This window comes from Faecalibacillus sp. TM498 (genome assembly GCF_020589955.1).
Taxonomy (GTDB): Bacteria; Bacillota_I; Bacilli_A; order Erysipelotrichales; family Coprobacillaceae; genus Faecalibacillus; species Faecalibacillus intestinalis.
On record NZ_JAJDKB010000021.1, the window covers coordinates 18,432 to 39,050 of the forward strand.

The 20,619-nt window shown below is 26.8% G+C and carries 21 protein-coding genes; all 21 read left to right on the top strand.

The window, feature by feature from the left end; translation table 11 throughout:
• The first annotated feature begins 3 nt into the window (after window positions 1–3).
• The 21 genes from LJD32_RS07980 to LJD32_RS08080 all read left to right on the top strand — a co-directional run bounded on the left by LJD32_RS07980 (window position 4) and on the right by LJD32_RS08080 (window position 20,619).
• Complete coding sequence (locus LJD32_RS07980; protein WP_178814840.1) at window positions 4–519, top strand: hypothetical protein; 516 nt, start codon at window positions 4–6, stop codon at window positions 517–519.
• 18 nt (window positions 520–537) lie between these two features.
• On the top strand, window positions 538–1,155 hold the full coding sequence (locus tag LJD32_RS07985) for a hypothetical protein (protein ID WP_227392707.1): 618 nt from the start codon (window positions 538–540) through the stop codon (window positions 1,153–1,155).
• 15 nt (window positions 1,156–1,170) lie between these two features.
• The gene (locus tag LJD32_RS07990; protein WP_227392708.1) at window positions 1,171–2,421 is read left to right on the top strand and encodes an FtsX-like permease family protein; all 1,251 of its coding nucleotides are present in this window, start codon (window positions 1,171–1,173) and stop codon (window positions 2,419–2,421) included.
• Window positions 2,422–2,423: 2 nt separating this feature from the next.
• Complete coding sequence (locus tag LJD32_RS07995) at window positions 2,424–3,197, top strand: ABC transporter ATP-binding protein (RefSeq protein WP_107030413.1); 774 nt, start codon at window positions 2,424–2,426, stop codon at window positions 3,195–3,197.
• 539 nt (window positions 3,198–3,736) lie between these two features.
• Window positions 3,737–4,354 carry a PIG-L deacetylase family protein gene (locus LJD32_RS08000; RefSeq protein ID WP_107030414.1) on the top strand — a complete coding sequence of 206 codons (618 nt, stop codon included), beginning with the start codon at window positions 3,737–3,739 and terminating at the stop codon, window positions 4,352–4,354.
• Between the two features lie 556 nt (window positions 4,355–4,910).
• Entirely contained in the window at window positions 4,911–5,102 is a 192-nt protein-coding gene (locus LJD32_RS08005) for a hypothetical protein (protein ID WP_107030415.1), read from the top strand.
• 81 nt (window positions 5,103–5,183) lie between these two features.
• On the top strand, window positions 5,184–5,600 hold the full coding sequence (locus LJD32_RS08010; protein WP_227392796.1) for a sigma-70 family RNA polymerase sigma factor: 417 nt from the start codon (window positions 5,184–5,186) through the stop codon (window positions 5,598–5,600).
• A 443-nt stretch (window positions 5,601–6,043) separates the two neighbouring features.
• Window positions 6,044–6,358, top strand: a complete 315-nt coding sequence (locus LJD32_RS08015; RefSeq protein WP_227392799.1) for a type II toxin-antitoxin system PemK/MazF family toxin — start codon at window positions 6,044–6,046, stop codon at window positions 6,356–6,358.
• Window positions 6,359–6,428: 70 nt separating this feature from the next.
• Window positions 6,429–6,797, top strand: coding sequence for a helix-turn-helix domain-containing protein (locus LJD32_RS15495; protein WP_227392797.1), 369 nt, complete (start codon window positions 6,429–6,431; stop codon window positions 6,795–6,797).
• A gap of 17 nt (window positions 6,798–6,814) precedes the next feature.
• The gene (locus LJD32_RS08025; RefSeq protein ID WP_227403814.1) at window positions 6,815–8,143 is read left to right on the top strand and encodes a hypothetical protein; all 1,329 of its coding nucleotides are present in this window, start codon (window positions 6,815–6,817) and stop codon (window positions 8,141–8,143) included.
• Between the two features lie 78 nt (window positions 8,144–8,221).
• The gene (gene xerC, locus LJD32_RS08030; RefSeq protein ID WP_227392438.1) at window positions 8,222–9,565 is read left to right on the top strand and encodes a tyrosine recombinase XerC; all 1,344 of its coding nucleotides are present in this window, start codon (window positions 8,222–8,224) and stop codon (window positions 9,563–9,565) included.
• 475 nt (window positions 9,566–10,040) lie between these two features.
• Entirely contained in the window at window positions 10,041–10,838 is a 798-nt protein-coding gene (locus tag LJD32_RS08035; protein WP_227392437.1) for a MerR family transcriptional regulator, read from the top strand.
• Window positions 10,839–10,963: 125 nt separating this feature from the next.
• On the top strand, window positions 10,964–12,895 hold the full coding sequence (locus tag LJD32_RS08040; protein WP_032091436.1) for an FAD-dependent oxidoreductase: 1,932 nt from the start codon (window positions 10,964–10,966) through the stop codon (window positions 12,893–12,895).
• 403 nt (window positions 12,896–13,298) lie between these two features.
• On the top strand, window positions 13,299–14,051 hold the full coding sequence (locus LJD32_RS08045) for a hypothetical protein (protein WP_227392436.1): 753 nt from the start codon (window positions 13,299–13,301) through the stop codon (window positions 14,049–14,051).
• Between the two features lie 80 nt (window positions 14,052–14,131).
• Window positions 14,132–14,635: a DUF4351 domain-containing protein gene (locus LJD32_RS08050; RefSeq protein WP_227392435.1), complete on the top strand. Its 504-nt coding sequence runs from the start codon at window positions 14,132–14,134 to the stop codon at window positions 14,633–14,635.
• 168 nt (window positions 14,636–14,803) lie between these two features.
• Window positions 14,804–15,154, top strand: coding sequence for a class Ib ribonucleoside-diphosphate reductase assembly flavoprotein NrdI (gene nrdI / locus LJD32_RS08055; RefSeq protein WP_032091433.1), 351 nt, complete (start codon window positions 14,804–14,806; stop codon window positions 15,152–15,154).
• 2 nt (window positions 15,155–15,156) lie between these two features.
• A complete protein-coding gene (locus LJD32_RS08060) occupies window positions 15,157–15,708 on the top strand; it encodes a DUF3793 family protein (protein WP_227392434.1) in 552 nt (183 codons plus the stop codon).
• A 92-nt stretch (window positions 15,709–15,800) separates the two neighbouring features.
• Window positions 15,801–17,228, top strand: coding sequence for a 6-phospho-beta-glucosidase (locus LJD32_RS08065; protein WP_032091431.1), 1,428 nt, complete (start codon window positions 15,801–15,803; stop codon window positions 17,226–17,228).
• Between the two features lie 62 nt (window positions 17,229–17,290).
• Window positions 17,291–17,914 carry a hypothetical protein gene (locus tag LJD32_RS08070; RefSeq protein WP_227392433.1) on the top strand — a complete coding sequence of 208 codons (624 nt, stop codon included), beginning with the start codon at window positions 17,291–17,293 and terminating at the stop codon, window positions 17,912–17,914.
• 78 nt (window positions 17,915–17,992) lie between these two features.
• Window positions 17,993–19,609, top strand: a complete 1,617-nt coding sequence (locus LJD32_RS08075; protein ID WP_032091429.1) for an oligosaccharide flippase family protein — start codon at window positions 17,993–17,995, stop codon at window positions 19,607–19,609.
• A 116-nt stretch (window positions 19,610–19,725) separates the two neighbouring features.
• Window positions 19,726–20,619, top strand: a complete 894-nt coding sequence (locus tag LJD32_RS08080; RefSeq protein WP_032091428.1) for an SPL family radical SAM protein — start codon at window positions 19,726–19,728, stop codon at window positions 20,617–20,619.

Consider the following 20,619-nt stretch of genomic DNA (forward strand, 5'->3'; position numbering starts at 1 on the left):
ATTATGAAAAATACGCCAGAAATATATTTAATAGGTCAAAGAATTAAGAGAAAAATATTAATGATAATAATTATAATAAGTGTATTATTAGGTGTCATTATAGGTAATGCATGTAAATCGTTAGTATTTGGTTTAGTTTTAAGTGTAGTATTAGCATTTTTTCAAATTATAATGACAAAAAAATATTATTGGATAATAAGTAATCAAGGTATATATACCCCATTAAATTTTGGAATAAAAAAATATTTAATTATAATGCTTAAATATTTATTATGTGGAGATGATACAGGAAATATAGTTTTTGTTAACTATAGAACTATTGCATATTTAAATTTGTTTGAAAGAAAAAACAAATTATGGGTACAAATTATTCGAAAAAATGGAGATTTTATTTCTATAACTATTGAATCGAAATTTTTTAATCAAGATTTGATAAATGCAGTAATTTATATAAAAAGAAAAGGAATAGTTATAAATGGTTTAGAAGTATTAACAATAATTAAAAATAAGATAAATTAATAATAAGGAGCTAACTATATGAAAAAAATAATTATTTTATTTACAGTTTTATTACTTACAGGTTGTGGAGTAGGGACTACTAGAAACAGTAAGAATAATTCTCAACATCATAATATTTATATGAATACAGATTCAAAATGTGCAGGAATAAAAAGAGTAAGTAAAAAATACAAAGAAACAAATCCAAAGGATATGTTAGAAAAAGTTGATTATTGTTTTATTGGAAAAATAAAAAATTTTAAAGACGTAGAAATATATGAAAATGGGAAGATTAAAACATTAATGTCAATTTCAATTGAATCAACCATTAAAGGTGATGTAACAGGTGATATAGAAATATATAGAGATGGTGGAAGAAGTGGAATTAATGAATATGTTAATTATCCAAAAGATACATGTTTAGATAAAAATAAATTAAAATCTATCCCTGATAAAATGAAAGAAAGTTGTTATATTGAAGTTGTACCAGATGCATATTTCCAAGCAAAAGAAGGGGAAGAATATATGTTTTTTGTGAAGAATAAAAAACAAATGGAAATTTATAACGATGCGTATGGAATGTTGAAGATTTTAGATGATAAGAATTTAGAAAATGTTTATACAAATAAAAAATATAAAATTTCAGAAATTTCTTAAAAGTAGGTGAATATGATGAAGTTGGCATTAAATAATCTTTTTAAACAAAAGAATTTAATGATAATTTACGGATTGACAATTACATTAGTTGCAGCTATATGTTTTGTTTTTCTGGCTATGTTATATGATCCATATTTGCAATTAGACACAACAAGTGTTGATAAAATGTATATGGGATCAGCAACAACATTATTAGTACTAATTTTTAGTGTTTGTCTCATGATTTATACAAATATGTATGTTTTAGAAGCAAAAAATAAAGAAATGTCGTTGTTAGTTTTTCATGGATTGACATTGAAGAAAATGATTTTTTATCAATTTTATCAAAGTATATTTATGTATATATTATTTGGAACGTTGGGAATTGCTTTGGGATATAAATTAACACCGGTAATATTTAAAAACATATATTATAAATTACATTATGTTTATGATATTAAAATTATCAATCAATCATTTTATCAAGCTGTTTATATGTTATTGATGATGCTTTTTATTTCTCTTGTTTTAAATATTGGATATGTATATCGTGGTAGGTTGACTAGTATGATGTCAAATACGAGACAAAAGAATTATAGGAAAAAGAATGTTTTTCAAATAACGAGTAAGATATATCCTGTTTTATTTATTTTAGGACTTGTAATGATGTTTACAACAGAGCATATTGCGTCGGGATATATAGTATTTAGTGTTATTGGAGCACTTGGTGGATATGGAACAGTAAGATATTTTTTCCCAGAATATATTGAAAAATTAAAAGCATCCAAATGGTTAAATAATAGTCAAAGACTAGTCGTTTTTGGAGAACTATATCTAAAATTTAAATATATAGGAATATTTTTAGAGTTATTGATACTTATTTCAATAATAATAACAACATTAATTTGTTTCAACTTAAATAATTTAATCGAAATGTACAGAATGATTATTGCCTACATTATTATGATACCAATGATTGTATTTTGTATCACTTATAAAAATTTAATTATATCAAAAAAGAATGTAAAGAATCAAAATTGTATTTATAAATTAGGAATTACAAAAAAATATCAAAAAAAATTTATAAAAGAAGAAACACTAATTATGTATGGTATATTATTTATTTTACCAATGACATATATGATATCCACATTGGGAAGATTTTATGTATATGATGGAATTTCAATTTTAATAATTGCCTTTATTATTGGTTATTTTATATTAAATTTACTTATTTCAATGTATATATCTTACAAAGTAACTAATCAATTTTTTAGGGGGGTCTAGCTATGAATGAAATTATAATAGAGGTAAAAAAAATTAGTAAGGTTTATGATGAAATGACAGATAATCCAGTAATTTCACTAAATAATATTTCTATGTCAATAGAAAAAGGAGAATTTATTTGCGTGATGGGGACATCTGGATCAGGAAAAACAACTTTTATCAATTGCATTTCAACAATGGATACTCCTAGTAAGGGACAAGTTATATTATATGGAAAATCAACATTAGAAATGAGTGATGAAGAAATTGGCAATTTTAGGAGTAAAGAAATTGGATTCATTTTTCAAGAATATAATTTATTGGATTATTTAACATTGGAAGAAAATATTGCATTTCCATTATCAATGAACAAAGTAAAAAATAGTGAAATAAAAAAAAGAGTACATGAAATTGCTAAAAATCTTGGCATCGAAGGTCTTTTAAATAAATATCCAGATGAATGCTCTGGAGGACAAAAACAGCGTACTGCAATAGCTAGGGCTCTAGTTAATGAACCAAGTATTATTATTGCTGACGAGCCAACTGGAAATTTGGATAGTAAAAATACAAGTGAATTATTGGCAATTTTGAAAAATTTAAATGAAAAAGAGGGAAAAACAATCATTATGGTTACACATGATGTTATGGTTGGGTCGTTTGCTTCTAGATTGCTCTACATTCAAGATGGGACTATTAAAGAACAATTAAGCAGAAAAGAATTTAAGACACAGGAAGATTATTTCTATAATATTTCAAAAATAAATTCTAAAGAGCAACTCATATCATTGAAAAAATAAAATTACAGTAAATATTAAATTTAATAAAAAATCAATATTTAAGACAATATTCGTTCAAATTTAATATGATTATAGGAAGTAAAATAATTGAGGGGGAGCAATTATAGACACTAATTGTTCTCTTTTTTTTTAATAATCCAAAAATGATAAAATATTGTTATTTAAATTAGAAAATATATTCCAAATATTAATTTTTGAATTTACTCTGTAAAATTTTCTTTTGAACAAATCAATAAGAATCTTTGAAATTTCTAAAATACTATAAATTCTTGAGAATATTTTTGCGTTATATGACATATGATTGTTAGATAAGACAAATTTATATATATAATTAAAAAAATATATATACTGAAATTAAGTTAAATGGCTAGGAGGAAATAAATGAAGTAATATAAAAAATATTTAAAACAAATGATTAGATTACTATTTTTAAAATGCATGAATAAAAAAGGAGGTAAAAATAGGAACATATAAATAAAAAATATTAGAGTTTATAAAATAATATTATCAAAAGAAAATAAAGAAAGAAGAAAGTTATTATGGAAAATATATTAATTGTAGGTGCGCATCCTGATGACATAGAATTAGGATGCATAGGAAGTTTAATGAAATTAAAAAAAGAAGGGAAAAAGATTGTTTATTTAGTAATGACAAATGGAGGAAATTGGGAAAAGAAAACTTATAAAGATAGGGTTGATGAAATAAAAAAAGCTTTAATTCATATAGATGTGGATGAAGTCATAGTTGGTGCGATACAAGATGGGTATTTAAAACATGATCCTGATACAATAGATTTTTTAAGTAATATTATAAAAAAATATTCCATTGACACAGTGCTTTGTCAGTATTATAAAGACACGCATCAGGACCATGTTAATTTAGGATTAAATACACTATCGATTGCAACAAGCTGTAAAAACTTGATTTTTTATGAATCATTAACAAGTACAGAATTTGTTCCTAATTATTATATTGATATATCTAAATATGAAATTGATAAAAAAAATGTATTAAAAGAGTATGTTTCACAAATAGAAAAGTATAAAAATAGAAATCAAGATTTATTATCTTATATTGATGCAAAAGATAAAATAAACGGAATAAAGTCTCACGTTGATTATGCTGAAGGGTTTATTATTAATAAGATGGTTCAATAAAAAAGGTGTTATTGATTTGTAGAAAAATATCTAATAAATATCATTTTCTATAAAATAAGAATATGTTTTTCTGTTTTTAACAGTTTGTAAAAAATATTTGGTTGTTATTAATATTTAAGAATTTTTGTTCGTATAAATTAAACTACTATTTAAATATATTGATGCATTTGAACAATAATCAATAATAGACAAGATATATGAGAAAGTTATATTTTTATAGATATAATAAACAAAATTGATTTAATAAAAAATATATTTATAAAACTTTTTTGAAAATAAAAAAGTTTATATAAAAATTGAAATATAAATAATATTACAGTAGAAAATGAAATAAGCAATTATTAAGTTTTTTTAAAAGGAACTCTTTTTATCTCATTTGTATTCAAAAGTCTTTAGCATAATATATGTATGATTTATTTGCTCTTACATGAAAGATTAGTATATGTAAAATTGCATCATATGCTTGTTAATATCTATGTTATGTTTTGCTTGTTTAATTTTTTAAATTTAAACTTTAATGTAAATTAAAAATATCAGGTAAGGAGAATTAATATGTATGGAAGATGATCAATATTTAGATGAAATGTTAAATAAGATAATTATTACTAAAAGCCAATTAGAAGCAAATGAATATATCAGACTTGTTAAAAATTATATATATGTAACAAATAAATATACTAATTTAAAAAAAGTTGATTATTTATTATTGATAGATAAAATAGCACTAAGTAGAGATTTACCGATTTAATACAATATATTATTAATATAAAGTATTTCAATATTAGATCACCTCCGGTTTAAAAAAAGAAAATAAAAATTGGAGGATTTTATGAAATATAATTATAGTAGAGAAAAAATAAAATGGGAAAATGAAAAGATATTAGAAGAAAAACTGTTAAAAGATAATAATATTGATCAAACGATTATAAAAAAATTAAGAGATTACGATTGGATTGATTTTAATAAAGAGAGAAGTTTTAGAACACATCAAAATATTACAAAAGATGTGTTTTTTAATTTAACAGAAACCAATGATAAAAAAGAAATAAACTCTATAAATGATTTGATGGATGAAATAGAAAACGAGAATTTATATAAGATTTTATCTAAAGAAGATGATGTTACTTTAAAAATATTAGTTTATAAAATACAAGGATATTCAACTAAAGAAATTGCAAATATATTGGGTATAACAATAGATAATATTTATTACCGAATAAAAAAATTAAGAAAAAAAATAAAATAATTTACAAAATCACTTAATTTCATTGCCTTTATAGTGAAGGGTAAAAAACCTAAGAGTACATTGAAAACAGAATAGTAATATCGGTAACGTTACTTATATTTAAGCCCAATCATAAGTACGCCATGACCAATGTATATTGAGAGCGAGTAATATTTGATGATAATCATAGGTGCTGCTATGAGGCGATGACAATATAAGAATATAATGATACGCATAGTGTTCGCATGAGTAATTAAATTTGCCGCACGCAAAACACTATTGAAGGTTAGAATCCTTTGAGAACATATAACGCCTTGAAGATTATGTGTGACTCGTGGAATTGCATAGCAAAGCAATCTACTGATATTACAATTAACTAAAAGCAACTTTACTGTTGCTTTTAGTCATACATAAAAAAGAAGGTGATGAAGTTGATAGAAAACATAGTAAGAGGAGAAATCTATATGGCTGATTTAGATCCATGTATAGGCAGTGAACAAGGTGGTATTAGACCTGTTGTGATTATTCAAAATAATACTGGCAATAGATTTAGTACAACTACTATTGTTGCACCGATTACAACAAAATTAGGCAAAGCATATTTACCAACACATTTGGTTATAAATAAAAGAACAGGAATTTATAAAAAATCTATGATATTACTTGAACAAATAAGAATCATTGATAAAAGTCGGCTGTTAGAAAAACTAAGTATTTTAGAAGATCAAGAAATTGATTTAATGGATAGGTCTTTACGGATAAGTGTTGGTTTAAATTAATGTACGATTAATAAATTTGCACATTTGTATGTGAATAAACATCTTAATAAACTAAAGGAGAAGTCAGAAAGTGAATAGAATAAATGATTGGGATAAACAGATATTAACAGCACAGGATATTGCAAGAATTTTTAAATGCGGTAAGAATTTAGCATATAAAATTATTGAAAGTGATGACATGAATGCTGTTAGGATTGGCTCAACAATACGAGTGTCTATGAAATCTTTTAATGAATGGATTGATAATAAAGGTTTTCTTTTAAATAAGGAAGAAACATTTGATAATCAAGTTTATACATTGGAAGAAATAAAAGATATCTTAAAAATTGGAAGAAATTCTTCTTATAATCTATTAAATGAAAATTACTTTAAGATCATTAAACTAGGAAAAATTGTAAGAATATCTAAAAAATCATTTGATAGCTGGCTTAATAAATAGAATTAGGAGGAACAAATGTGGAAATAACAAAAAGAAAGTACATTACTACGATTACTTATGACAAAATATGTAATGGAGTAAAAAAGACATGTAGAGAAAGCTTTTTTGATAAGAAATATGTCGATATTAGAGTAAATGAAATCAATAATCGTGAATATGATAAAGAATATAAGATTGATCAAGATACATTGTTTATAGATTTCATAGATATTTATTTAAAGAAAGTTTCTTTAAAAATTGACACTTATGAAAAGTATGAATCATATGTAAGTTTAACATACAGGTATATTATGGATTATTTTGAAAATACTTATATTAAAGATATAACACCAATATTTATTGAAAATTTAAGTAAACAAGTTGATAATCAAATTTCAAAATTTGGTAATAAAGAAAAAGTAGTATCAAAAGCGGTAAAAAAAGATATTACAAACTTTTTAAATAAATTATTTAATTATTCAATGATGCTTAATTTATACGAAATAAATCCTATGAAAAATTATAAAATTGAAAGTCAGTCTGAAGAGTTCTCACTTGAATGGAGCTTAGATACACTATGTAATGTTTTTGAATTGAGTAAAGGAACTAGGTTTCATATGTTTTTGCACTGCTTTTTTGGAACCGATTTAAAAATTAATGAAATTTTAGCATTAAAATGGGATGACTTACATATAAGTGAAAACGATTTAATAAATAATAATTGTTATGCAGTCGTAAATAAGAAAATTAATAGAAAGAGTACATCTTATATTAACGATAATAAAAAAATGATTTTAAAAGTGTTTGATAAAAAAATAGGTAATGAAGGGCGAACAAGGTTGGTTATTTATAAAATAACAAATAGTAAAAAAATTCATATTTCTATTAATGTAGCTAAGTTACTGATTAAGTGGAAAGAAACAGAAAATCGAAAAAAGAGTTGCTATTGTAATTTTGTTGATAATAATTTGGTTTTTTCATTAAAAAATGGTAAAGCATGTGAAGATAGAATTATTAATAAGGAATTTGACACATTGAAATATTTAAATGATTTACCAAATATAAAATTTATGAAATTAAAATTGTTTTCTAAAGAGAAAATTTTATATAATGGGGAAACTATGACGATAAGAGAATTATATTACAATACTCTGTTTTTTGATTATTCAAAATGGTTTGAAGTAGGTTATATGAAAGAAGGAGGAATTTATCGTAGTAATTCAATTTCAGCAGGAACAAATTATCGCAATATTAATCTTAAAGATATACAAGTTCCAAAGAAAAAAGAAATAAATATATTAAAGATTATTTCATTACTGAAGAACAATCCTGATTTTTCAAAAGAGTTGACAAGTATACTCAAGTAGTAAAGCTGTCATTTTTTAATCGCATGTTGGTAAAATATAATAGTTTCCATAAAATGGAGGGTGTAGGAGGAAATAAACATGGCATCAATTACAAACAAACATGGAAAATATTATGTTGTTTATAGATTTGATTCATTCGAAGGAAAAAAGAAACAAAAATGGGAAGCTTGTGAAAGCTATGAAGATGCAGTATTTAAAAAGAAAAAGATTGAAGACGAAGTTAATAATCAAACTTTTGTGGCTCCCAATAATCAAACTATAAGAGAATTTTTAGAAGTTTTTGTTGAATTATATGGAACAAAACGTTGGGGATTTAATAATTATAAGGCAAATATTGGTCTGTTAAATAATTATGTTTATCCAATTATAGGAAATAAAAAAATACAAACATTTACAGCTTTAAATGTTGATCAGTATATTAATAAACTGACCAAAACAAAAAATGTAAATTATGGTGTAAGAAAAAATGCTCCTCAATATGTTACATCTCACACGATTAAATCAATAATAAAATTATTAAGATGTGCATGGAGGCAAGCAATCAGATGGGAAGTTGTTAAGAAAAATGTTTTTACAGATTCTAATATTCCGTATTATGAATCAAAAGAAAGTGAAATATGGACAGCATGCGAAATTCAACATGCTTTAGAAATATGCGAAGATCAAATTTTATATTTGTGTATTAATTTGGCCTTTTCATGTTCATTAAGAATATCAGAAATATTAGGCCTAACTTGGAATAATATTCATATTGAGGATGAAGATTTTGAAAAAGATAATACAAGATTAGTTGTTGATAAACAATATGTTCGTATTGATAAATCAATGATAGGTATTTTGACTAAAGATGAAATATATAAACAATTTGATTCACAGGTAAAAAGAGATTGTAAAACAGTAATGGTATTAAAATCGTTGAAAATGAATGGTAAATCTAGAACTGTTTGGATACCTCGAACAGTTGCTTTTATGTTAAAAGAATGGAAAAATAAACAACAAGAGATAAAAAATGAATTTGGTAATTTATATGAAGATAATAATCTTGTTATTTGTTTTGAAAATGGAAGACCTATTGAAAAATCAAACATTGAAAGAAGATTTAAGAAATTTATAGAAATAAATGGTCTTCGAAAAGTAGTCTTTCATTCTTTGCGACACTCAAGTGCTACTTATAAACTTAAATTGAGTAAAGGAGATATAAAAGCAACACAAGGTGATACAGGTCATAAATCTGCGGAGATGATTACAAAAAGATATGCACATATTTTAGATGAAGATAGAAAAGTGAATGCTACAAAGTTTGAAGATGAATTCTACGCTTCTAAAGAAAATGAGGAAAAAGATGATGCATCAGAATTGTTGGATATACTAAAAAATAATGATGCATTAAGAGAACAATTGAAAAAAATGTTATCTTTATAAATGGACTACAGGTCCATTTTTTTCATTGAATTTAAGGCTAAATTACTATAAAATTATTAAAAACAAGGTTTTTCCTAACAATGGCTGTCATAAGTGAGTTCGAATCTAACCGAGGATGAATTAGAAAACATAATAAAATCAAGGCTTTTGAAGGAATATTTCAAACGAGAAAATTTGATGTTTTCTAACAGATTTCTAACAAAGACATAAAAAAATAGCAAAAAATAGATAAAATTAGAAAAATTATAAGATACCAAGAAATCTTCAAAAGTGTTGATGTATATAGACTTTAAGGGATTGGAGAAAAAAATTAAACTAAAAAAATTGGTGGTTGTTAGCCTCCGGAACGTAAGATCATGAGTTCGAATCTCATTAGTACCGCCATTTTTAAAACAATAGATTATTCAATAAGCAATTATTGCTTATTGAATATTTTTTTATGATACAATAATATAAATGGAAAGAGGAATTGCGTATGGAATATAAAATAGGTGAAGTATCTAAAATATTGAATATTTCAAAAGAAATGATTCGTTATTATGAAAAACAAGGTATTTTAAAACCATCAAGGAAAGAAGATAATAATTATCGTACATATTCAGTCATGGATGTTTTTTTATTAATGGAAATTATTCGCTATCAATCAATTCATTTTGGAATCAAAGATATCTCTGAATTATTAAATGAACATTATTTAGAAAACTATGCACAACATTTGTATCAATATTATCAAGAAATAGATCAAGATATTATTAAAAAAATTTTATTGAAAGAACGTGTTAAAGAATTAGCAGAAAGAATCGAAACATGTAAATTTAATTTAGGAAAATATTGGGTCAAAAATGTTCCTGCATATCAACTTGTGTTTCTAACTAATGGAAAAGGTGATGACTATGATAAATTACAAATATCTATTGAAAATAGAAATTTGCTTTTTTCCAAGGAAAGAATGGTTTATGTGGAATCTATGGTTTTATTTGAAAAAGGGAAAGAAACTTGGTGGTATGGAATGGAAGAGAGATACATAGAATCACTTCAGCTTTCTTTTAAAGATGAAAAGTATTTAAAGAAGCAATTATGTCTATGTACAATGATTGATATGGGTGAAATAGGTTGTTTTAATAGAAATCAATTAGAAAATATATTAAATGAAATCAAAGATGAATATCAAATAGTAGGAACTCCTAGAGGAATTATTGTAGGTAGGGGTTATGAAGGCGAAAATTTTCAAAGGATTATGGAAATACAGATACCAATTGCTTTAAAACATTGAAATCATTTCAATGTTTTTTTGTGTTTTTTAAGCTATTTTACTTATTTGTGTATTATTTCACAAGCACTTGACCTTGTAATGCTTTCAAGGCGTATACTATAAGTGGTTACAAGGAGGAAAAAGGAATGATAACAAAATTATTTACACCTATGAAAGTAGGAAACTGTACAATACCAAACAGATTGGTCGTACCAGCAATGGTTACAAATTATTGTGATGAAGATGGCTTTTTAACAGATAGATATATGGCCTATATCGAAGAAAAAGCAAAAGGTGGATGGGGAATGATTATTACTGAAGATTATAGTGTTACACCTCATGGAAAGGGATATCAATATATTCCAGGATTTTATAAAGATGAACATGTTGCTTTAAATAAAGAATTAACACGTCGTGTACATGAACATGGTTCTAAGATCTTCTGTCAAATGTATCATCCAGGAAGACAAAGTTCACATGCGGTTAATGGTAATGTTCAACCATTAGCACCTTCAGGAACAAAAGATCCTATTTGTATGGATTTAGCAAGAGAAATGACTGTTGAAGAAATTCATACACTTGTTGAAGATTTTGGTCAAGCAGCAAGAAGATGTAAAGAATCTGGTTTTGATGGAATTGAATTACATTGTGCTCATGGTTATTTATTAGCTGAATTTTTATCATCTTATGTCAATAAAAGAGTAGATCAATATGGTGGATGTTTTGATAATAGAGTAAGAATTGTTGATGAAATTATTGCTGCTATGAGAAAAGAAGTAGGAGATTTTCCAATTCAAGTACGTATTTCAGCTAATGAATATGTTCAAGGAGGACGTACAGAAGCTGAAACATATCAACTTGCAAGACATTTAGAAGAAGTTGGTTTTGATGCAATTCATGTTTCAAATGGAGTTTATGCTGCAGCACCAATTGATCAAATTATTGCACCAATGTTTACTAAACATGCATTAAATATGGAAGCTGCTGCTAATGTTAAAAAGGTCGTTAAAATTCCTGTTATTTTAGCTAATCGTATTAATGAACCGGGAATGGCTGATATTTTACTAGAAATGGATAAATGTGATTTTGTAGGAATGGCTAGAGGTTCTTTAGCAGATCCTTATTTACCAGTAAAAGCTAAAGAAGGAAAATTTGATCAAATTAATTATTGTATTGGATGCCTTCAAGGATGTGAAGGTCCATTATTAACAGGGGGATGTGTCACTTGTTTAGTTAATCCAAGAGTAGGGCGTGAATATGAAACAGATTTAACAAAAACGACTCAACCTAAAAAAGTAATGGTCATTGGTGGAGGACCAGCAGGTTTAGTAGCTGCTCGAACAGCAGCCATTAAAGGTCATGATGTTTCTTTATATGAAGCAAGTAGTCATTTAGGTGGTCAATTTAGATCAGCTGCATATCCAATTGGGAAAGGTGAATTATCTACTACAACTTCTTCTTATCGTGCTAATTTAGAAGCTCTTAATGTTCCTGTACATTTAAATAGTGAAGTAAGTGAAGAAATGATTCAAGAAATTAAACCAGATGCTATTATTCTTGCAACAGGGGCTAAACCAATGGTTCCACCAATTAAAGGTATTGATGGTAAAAATGTATTTACTGCAGAAGATATGCTACTTGGTAAATATGATATTTCTAACGGTCCTATTGTTGTTTGTGGTGGAGGAGAAGTTGGTGGTGAAACAGCTCACTATCTAGCTGAAAAAAATCATGATGTGACATTGTTAGAAATGCAACCTGATATTTTAAATGATATGATGATCATGACAAAAGTATGTCTATTAGAAATGATCCAAAAAGCAGGTATTAAAGTAAAAACACAATTTAAAGTTAAAGAAATTACAGAAACTGCTGTTATTGGAGAAGATGCAAGTGGAAATACAGTTTCGATTCCAGCTGTACAAGTTATCTCTGCTTTTGGTTATAAATCATATAATCCATTAGAAGAAATTGCTAAAAAATATTGTAAGGAAGTCTATGTCATTGGTGGTGCTAAACAAGCAGGTGGCGCTATTCCAGCAACTAAAGAAGGTTTAGAAGTTGGCTTAAAATTATAATAGATAGTAAAGGGGCTGTTACGAAATTAAACAATTAATTTCATACAGCCCTTTCTTTTGTAGAATAAAAAAATATTAAAAATAGGAATTTTAAATATCTATATAATAAAATTATACTACTATAAGAAGCAATTGTTTCTAATTACAATAATTCCTCAAACATTATGGATGAGGAATTAATTAGTAGGAAATAAAGATCATTGGTAAGATATCAATATCCTATTTTTAGTTTGAAATTATAACAAAAAAGGATGTTATGATTTTAAATTATTTCGTAACATCCCCTTTTTTTGGATTATTTAGCTAATGATTATCGAGAAATAATGTTATATAATAGTATACGGATAATATTCACATTATTTTAAATATATGATTAAATAAGAATAATTGAAAGGGGATAATCATGAAACAATTTAAAATTAATATTAATGATTTATTTGAAAAAAGTGAAGTTGAAACAATGATGGATGATGTTGAAAACTCAGCTATCATTTATGAAATGAATAATATCAATCAAAAAGTATTAAACGAAATCAGTACGTATGCAAATAATAGAGAACGTATCCAAAACTTAACAGATGAATTTACAGAAATTATGTATCATGATCGTATTTCAAATAATGATGTTGAAAGAATTGATTATATTTTTGATCAACTTGTTCATCATATAGGACTTGATGCACCCGCTTTAGCGGCATATACGAATACGATCTTTAATACAATTAATGAATATAAAGAAGAATATATTCAAGAGTTTATAAGGCTTAATCCACAATTAAATGAAGAAATGATTTCTGTGGAATTAGACACATATAAAGATGCTGCTTATGAGTTAAATAAAATATTTGTAGAAACAGTAGGAACTATAAAAAAATGTGATATTGATGCAATAAATGAAGCTGTTGATTTATTCTTTGATCAAGATGAACCAACAGATTTGATTCAAATATTTGTTGCTAATACGATTCAAATATTAAACCAACCAGATTTATTAGTAGATGTTTTAGGATTGTCTGTACTTATTAATGAAATTATTATTAATCATCAATTAGATGATTTTAATCCAAATTTATGGAAAATGAATCATCATCATTTCTTTAGTATAGATTATAGAGATTATTTAGATGAAGATGAAAATCAAGATGCTTACAATTAAATGTAAGCATCCTTTTTATTGGACTATCATCCATTGAAAGAAGGAAAAAAAGATAAAATAATAATAGAAATGAAACAAATATGAGACAAATTATCATTAAACATATAATACAATTAAATCAAGAAAATTCCTTACATCAATATAAAAAAAGAGATACTAGAATACTTAAAAGTCAGCGATTAAAAGAAGTAGTAGAGATCAGTCAAAGTATGCTTAAAGGAGACTATGAAGGATTAAGAAAAAATCGAATGATCTGTGCAGAGAGTTTTAAGATAGCAGCCATCTTTACGCATACAGACATTAAAGAAGAAGACTTACTAGGAGGAGATGAAATCAATATGTGTGTAGCAATGGATCAATTATTTCAAAGAATGAGAAACGAGGGAGAAAGTATTGGAATTGAAAAAGGTAGACAAGAAGAAAAACAAAGTACTTTAAAAGAACTGCTTAAAGTGAAACTAGGAACTTTATCAAGTCCTTTAGAAAAACAACTCACAGAAACATCGCTAGAAAAATTGAATGAACTTACATTAAATATCTTTAATATTAATAGTGAAGAAGGTGTTTTAAATTTAATGAATTAAAAGATGAGCTATAAAGAATCTAATCTTGTCAATCAAGAAATTCTTTATAGCTTTTTGTATATATTTTATTAGATAAGACAAACTATGAATGAAAATATTTGACAGTCAAGTTAGCTTATGCTAACATAATATCGTGAGTTAGTTGTAGCTAACTAAAGGAGGAAAAAAATGAAAGTCGTATATGCATCAAGAACAGGAAATGTTGAAAGTATTATTTCTAAATTAGGAATTGAAGATGCTTTAAAAATTGAAGATGGAAGTGAAACCGTAGAAGAAGATTACATCTTATTTACTTATACTGATGGTTTCGGAGATGTTCCTTACGAAGTAGATGAATTCTTACAAAGTCAAAGTGAACATCTAAAAGGTGTTGTTGTAAGTGGTGATACTGGATATGGAGAAGCTTATTGTAAAGCAGGAGATGTCATTGCTGAACAATATAATGTACCATGCTTATATAAAGTAGAAAATGATGGTAGTGACGAAGATATCGAAGCTATCAAAAAAGTGATTGCTTAATTATGCCATTGTCTGCTCACGAATTTGAAAGAAGATTAATCTTTTATGCTTCACCAACACTTACAAAACTTAAAGTTGCATGTATTTATAATTTAAATGATCTTGATGATTTAGAAGAATGTATCCAATATTATAATGAACTTTTAAATAAAAAAGATATTTATTTAAAAGTACTTAAAATAAAAGGGCGTTCTATGATTTATGTTTATCAAAAAGAAAAGTTAAATAAATTATGTGCATGTAAACAAATCCAAAATATCTTTAAAAAATATAATTATAATTGTACATCTTTAGATACTCTTATCCTAGATTTACAAAAACGCCTCAATGATTATAATTTTCCTCATGAAATCGGTTTGTTTTTAGGATATCCTATGACAGATGTTTTAGGTTTTATTGAAGGGAAAGAATCTTTAAGTGTTGGTTATTGGAAAGTTTATAGTCATGTTAAAAATTGTCAGCATACATTTGATAAATATCATAAATGTACACATGAATTATGTAAAAGATTTAATCAAGGAGAAAGCGTTGAGCAAATATGCAGATATGTCTAATTGGTAAAGATTTCTTTACCAATTTTTATTATACTAATGCAAATGGTACTAAAAAATGGTATGATAAATGTGTATTTTAAGGAGGAAATAGAATGGGATTTAGAGAAGACTTTTTATGGGGTGGAGCAGTTGCTGCCCATCAATGTGAAGGTGCCTGGCAAGAAGGTGGAAAAGGAATTAGCTGTAGTGATGTAGAAACAGCAGGAGATAACGTTACAGGTGCACCAAGACGTTTAACAGATGGTGTTATTGAAGGTGAAGATTATCCTAACCATGTAGGTGTTGATTTTTATCATCATTATAAAGAAGATGTTGCTTTGTTTGCAGAAATGGGATTTAAAGCATTTAGAACTTCTATTGCATGGACTCGTATTTTCCCTAGAGGAGATGAAAAAGAACCAAATGAAGAAGGTTTAAAATTCTATGATGATTTATTTGATGAATGTCATAAATATGGTATTGAACCAGTTATTACATTATCACACTTTGAATTACCTTGGGCATTAGCTAAAGAATATGGTGGATTTAGAAATCGTCAAGCCATCGATATGTTCGTTAAATTTGCAAAAGTATGTTTTGAAAGATATCAACATAAAGTTAAATATTGGATGACTTTCAATGAAATCAATAACCAAGCTGATGTGACACAACATAACTTAATTCAAGAAGGTGCTGTTTTACTTCAAGAAGGTGACGATGCAGAATACTTAATGTATTTATCAGCACATCATGAATTAGTAGCTTCAGCGTTAGCTGTAAAAGCTGCACATGAAATCAATCCTGATTTACAAGTAGGATGTATGATTGGTATGAATGGTGTATATCCAGCTTCACCAAAACCAGAAGATGTGATGAATGCTTTAGGTGCAATGCATCAAAAATATTGGTATGTAGAAGTACATGCTAGAGGTCATTATCCTCGTCATATCTTAAAGAAATTTGAAAGAAAAGGATATGATTTCATTACTGAAGAAGATAAGAAAATCTTAGCCGAAGGTAAAGTGGATTATATTGGATTCTCATATTACATGTCATTTGCGACAAAATATCAAGGACGTAATGAAAAAACATTTGATTATGTACCTGAAGATTTCGTAAGAAATACATACTTAAAAGCATCAGATTGGGGATGGCAAATTGACCCACTTGGATTACGTTGGTGTCTAAACTGGTTCAATGACCGTTTTGAACTTCCAATGATGATTGTTGAAAATGGATTTGGTGCTTACGATAAAAAAGAAGCAGATGGTACAGTTGATGATCAATACCGTATCGATTACTTAAAAGAACATATCCAAGCAATGAAAGATGCTGTTGAATATGATGGTGTTGATTTACTTGGATATACAATGTGGTCTCCAATTGATATCGTTTCAGCTTCAACTGGTGAATATGATAAACGTTATGGATTTATCTATGTTAACTATAATAATAATCATGAAGGTGATTTTTCTAGAAGTAAAAAGAAATCATTTGATTGGTATAAACATGTTATTGAAACAAACGGAGAAGAATTATAAGAATGGGGATGTCCTCATTCTTTTTTTATGATATAATTATCCTATGGAGGGATAAGAATAGTATGAAAAAGTTAATGAAGTTAATGTGCGTATTTGCACTTGTATTTGTTGCTGGATGCGGTGCTTCTTCATCAACAGATGAACAAAAAGAAGTTGTAACAAACTTTTTTGATTATGTCAAGGAATGCGACATTACAAAACTTAAAAAGGTAGCGAGTGAAGATGTTTTATCAGGAATGGATCTTGAAAAAATGGAAAAAGAATTAAGCCAATATACTGAAGAAGAATATGGTAAAGTTTTTGTTGATGAAACAAATAAATTCAAAAAAGCTATTTTCAAAGATTTATTTACAGATATCAAAATTAAAGATATCAAAGCAGATGGGGATAAAACAACAGTTAAAGTGACAGGAAAACAAAAAGATTACTCACAAGTATCTTTTGATCAAAGTGAATTAAACACAACTGCACAACAATATGTAGAAGAACATCAAGATGAACTTGCTAAAGTCTATCAAGAAGAAGGTTTATCAGCATATCAAATTAAAGTATATGATGGTATTGCTCCTATTCTTTATCAAAGCATGACAGATACATATAAAAGCGCACCTACTGAAAAATTAACAGCAACATTTACTTTAGAAAAGAAAAATGACAAATGGATCATTACAGGTATTGATGAATAAAAGATAAGCAATCATAAGATTGCTTATTTTGTTTTATGGTAATATTTGTTATAATGAATTTTGGAAAGTGAGGTCGTTATGAGTCGTTCTAATTCAATTGTTAAACAAGCATCAATTTTAGCACTTGCAGGAATTTTAGTTAGAATCATTGGGCTTTTATATCGTAGTCCTTTAACTGCGATGATTTTAGACGAAGGAAATGGGTATTATTCAACAGCTTATAATATTTATGCGTTAGTTTTACTTATTTCATCGTATAGTATTCCTACAGCTATTTCTAAATTAATATCAGAGAAGATTGCTTTAAAAGAATATAAAAATGTTAAAAGAATATTAAAATGTGTATTTATCTATGTTTGTGCCATTGCTGGAAGTGCAGCAATTTTATTATTTATCTTGGCACCATTCATTGTGGATGTTAATGCTGTTCCTGCACTAAGGGTCCTATGTCCAACAATTTTTTTATCGGGCTTATTAGGAGTATTTAGAGGATATTTTCAAGCACATAAGACAACGATTTATACATCTGTTTCACAAATCATTGAACAAATCTTTAATGCAGTTGTTGCATTGCTAGCTGCCTATATTTTTATTCAACCATATCTTGGTGTAGATGCAACAAAGGTAGGATCATATGGTGCTGCTGGTTCTGCACTTGGAACAGGGGCTGGTGTTTTAGTTGGTTTGATCTACATGATTTTTATGTATTTAAAAAAGAAAAATACTTTTGTAGAAGAAAAAGATGAAGAAGCGAGTGAACGAGTAGATTCGTATCAAGAAATTTTTAGAATGATCATGCATATTATTGCACCCATCATTCTAGCAACTTGTGTATATAATTTAGTCACTACGATCGATATGTATATTTTCTATTTTGCTCAATCATTTCATCATATTGATAAAATTACTTATATTTCAAATTATGGCGTTTATGCAGGAAAATATATTGTTTTACAAAATGTGCCAGTTGCTCTAGCTTCAGCGATGTCTACAGCTTCTATTCCTTCTATTTCATCTGCTTGGGCACTTGGAAATGTTAAAGAAGCAAAAGCACATATTACATCTGGTTTGTCAGTAACAATGTTGATTTTAATTCCAGCGGCAGTAGGAATGGCAGTATTATCTTATCCAATCATGGGTGTTTTATTTCCTCAAAAAGCGACAATTATGACAGCTACATTATTGCTTGCTTTAGGATCTCCAGCGATTATCTTTTATGGTTTATCAACACTTACAAATGGGATTTTACAAGCTTTAGGAGAAGTGAATGTTCCATTAAGAAATGCAGCATTTTCACTTGTCTGTCACATCATCATTATTGCTTTATTATTGTTTATTACACCTTTAGGGGTTTATGTTTTAGTGTTTGGTAACTGTACATATGCGCTTCAAGTATGTTATTTAAATCAAAAAGCTTTACGTCAAAAAATAGGCTATAAACAAGAAATAAAAAGAACTTATGTGATTCCTTTATTAGCTTCATTGGTTATGGGAGCGATTGTTTTAGGTATTTATTATGGTTTATTTACACTTACTCATAGAGTCTTTTTACCTCTTATTTTATCTGTTGTTGTAGGCGTATTTGTTTATTTTGTAATGATTATGTATATTTATTGGGAACATCCAGCTTATTTGTTTGAAATTCCTTATATGAAAACACTTTATTATAAAATTAAGAGAATAATGAAGAAATAAACGATTTTTGAAATACAAAATCGTTTTTTAAATCCAATTTTTTGATGTGTTTTTTGAAATATGACAAACTTATTGTTTTAATTTATGTTAAAATAATAAGCAATGGGGGTTATAATATGCATTATAAAACAGTAAAAGGAATTTTATCTAATGATAATACAATGAATTTATATAGGGGATGCCAACATGGCTGTATTTATTGTGATTCAAGAAGCAAGTGTTATCATTTTGAACATGACTTTGAAGATATAGAAGTTAAAGAAAATGCGCTATCTTTATTAGAAAATGGTTTAAAACATAAAAGAAAGAAGTGTATGATTCAAATGGGATCTATGTGTGATCCATATATGCCTTTAGAAAAAGAATTAAAGCATGTACAAAAAGCTTTAGAACTTATTGAACAATATCATTTTGGAGTAACACTTATTACGAAGTCAGACTTAATTTTAAGAGACCTGGAACTTTTAAAGAAAATTAACCAACAAACAAAATGTGTTGTTCAAATGACGCTTACAACATTTGATGAAAATTTATGTCAAAAGTTAGAACCAGGTGTTTGTACAACTCAAAGAAGAATAGAAGTATTAAAAGAACTCCATAAAAATGGGATTCCCACAATTGTTTGGTTAACACCAATCTTGCCTTTTATTAATGATAGTCAAGAAAATATTTTAAAGATTTTAGAAGAATGTCATGAAGCAGGAGTTAAAGGAATTATTTGTTTTGGTATGGGAGTTACTTTAAGAGAGGGAAGCAGAGAATATTATTATAAGCAACTAGATCGTTTATTCCCTGGTATGAAAGAAAAGTATCAAATGACGTATAATGATCAATATACGCTTAATAGCCCACATAATAGGGATTTAATGAATTTATTCTTTAAAAAATGCCAAGAATATCAAATGATGTGTAATTACTTAGAAATATTTGAATATTTACAAGAATTTGAAGAAAAAACACCAATAAAAAAGAAAGATATTCATGACTTTGAACAACTTTCTTTATTCTAA

What these genes read in the sequence shown, in the direction of transcription:
- LJD32_RS08075 (WP_032091429.1), top strand. Translation starts at nt 17,993, where the DNA reads ATGAGTCGTTCTAATTCAATTGTTAAACAAGCATCAATTTTAGCACTT.
- LJD32_RS08005 (WP_107030415.1), top strand. Translation starts at nt 4,911, where the DNA reads ATGGAAGATGATCAATATTTAGATGAAATGTTAAATAAGATAATTATT.
- LJD32_RS08045 (WP_227392436.1), top strand. Translation starts at nt 13,299, where the DNA reads ATGAAACAATTTAAAATTAATATTAATGATTTATTTGAAAAAAGTGAA.
- LJD32_RS08060 (WP_227392434.1), top strand. Translation starts at nt 15,157, where the DNA reads ATGCCATTGTCTGCTCACGAATTTGAAAGAAGATTAATCTTTTATGCT.
- LJD32_RS07980 (WP_178814840.1), top strand. Translation starts at nt 4, where the DNA reads ATGAAAAATACGCCAGAAATATATTTAATAGGTCAAAGAATTAAGAGA.
- LJD32_RS08040 (WP_032091436.1), top strand. Translation starts at nt 10,964, where the DNA reads ATGATAACAAAATTATTTACACCTATGAAAGTAGGAAACTGTACAATA.
- LJD32_RS08015 (WP_227392799.1), top strand. Translation starts at nt 6,044, where the DNA reads ATGGCTGATTTAGATCCATGTATAGGCAGTGAACAAGGTGGTATTAGA.
- LJD32_RS08070 (WP_227392433.1), top strand. Translation starts at nt 17,291, where the DNA reads ATGAAAAAGTTAATGAAGTTAATGTGCGTATTTGCACTTGTATTTGTT.
- LJD32_RS07995 (WP_107030413.1), top strand. Translation starts at nt 2,424, where the DNA reads ATGAATGAAATTATAATAGAGGTAAAAAAAATTAGTAAGGTTTATGAT.
- LJD32_RS08080 (WP_032091428.1), top strand. Translation starts at nt 19,726, where the DNA reads ATGCATTATAAAACAGTAAAAGGAATTTTATCTAATGATAATACAATG.
- LJD32_RS07990 (WP_227392708.1), top strand. Translation starts at nt 1,171, where the DNA reads ATGAAGTTGGCATTAAATAATCTTTTTAAACAAAAGAATTTAATGATA.
- LJD32_RS08035 (WP_227392437.1), top strand. Translation starts at nt 10,041, where the DNA reads ATGGAATATAAAATAGGTGAAGTATCTAAAATATTGAATATTTCAAAA.
- LJD32_RS08050 (WP_227392435.1), top strand. Translation starts at nt 14,132, where the DNA reads ATGAGACAAATTATCATTAAACATATAATACAATTAAATCAAGAAAAT.
- nrdI (WP_032091433.1), top strand. Translation starts at nt 14,804, where the DNA reads ATGAAAGTCGTATATGCATCAAGAACAGGAAATGTTGAAAGTATTATT.
- xerC (WP_227392438.1), top strand. Translation starts at nt 8,222, where the DNA reads ATGGCATCAATTACAAACAAACATGGAAAATATTATGTTGTTTATAGA.
- LJD32_RS07985 (WP_227392707.1), top strand. Translation starts at nt 538, where the DNA reads ATGAAAAAAATAATTATTTTATTTACAGTTTTATTACTTACAGGTTGT.
- LJD32_RS08000 (WP_107030414.1), top strand. Translation starts at nt 3,737, where the DNA reads ATGGAAAATATATTAATTGTAGGTGCGCATCCTGATGACATAGAATTA.
- LJD32_RS08010 (WP_227392796.1), top strand. Translation starts at nt 5,184, where the DNA reads ATGAAATATAATTATAGTAGAGAAAAAATAAAATGGGAAAATGAAAAG.
- LJD32_RS08065 (WP_032091431.1), top strand. Translation starts at nt 15,801, where the DNA reads ATGGGATTTAGAGAAGACTTTTTATGGGGTGGAGCAGTTGCTGCCCAT.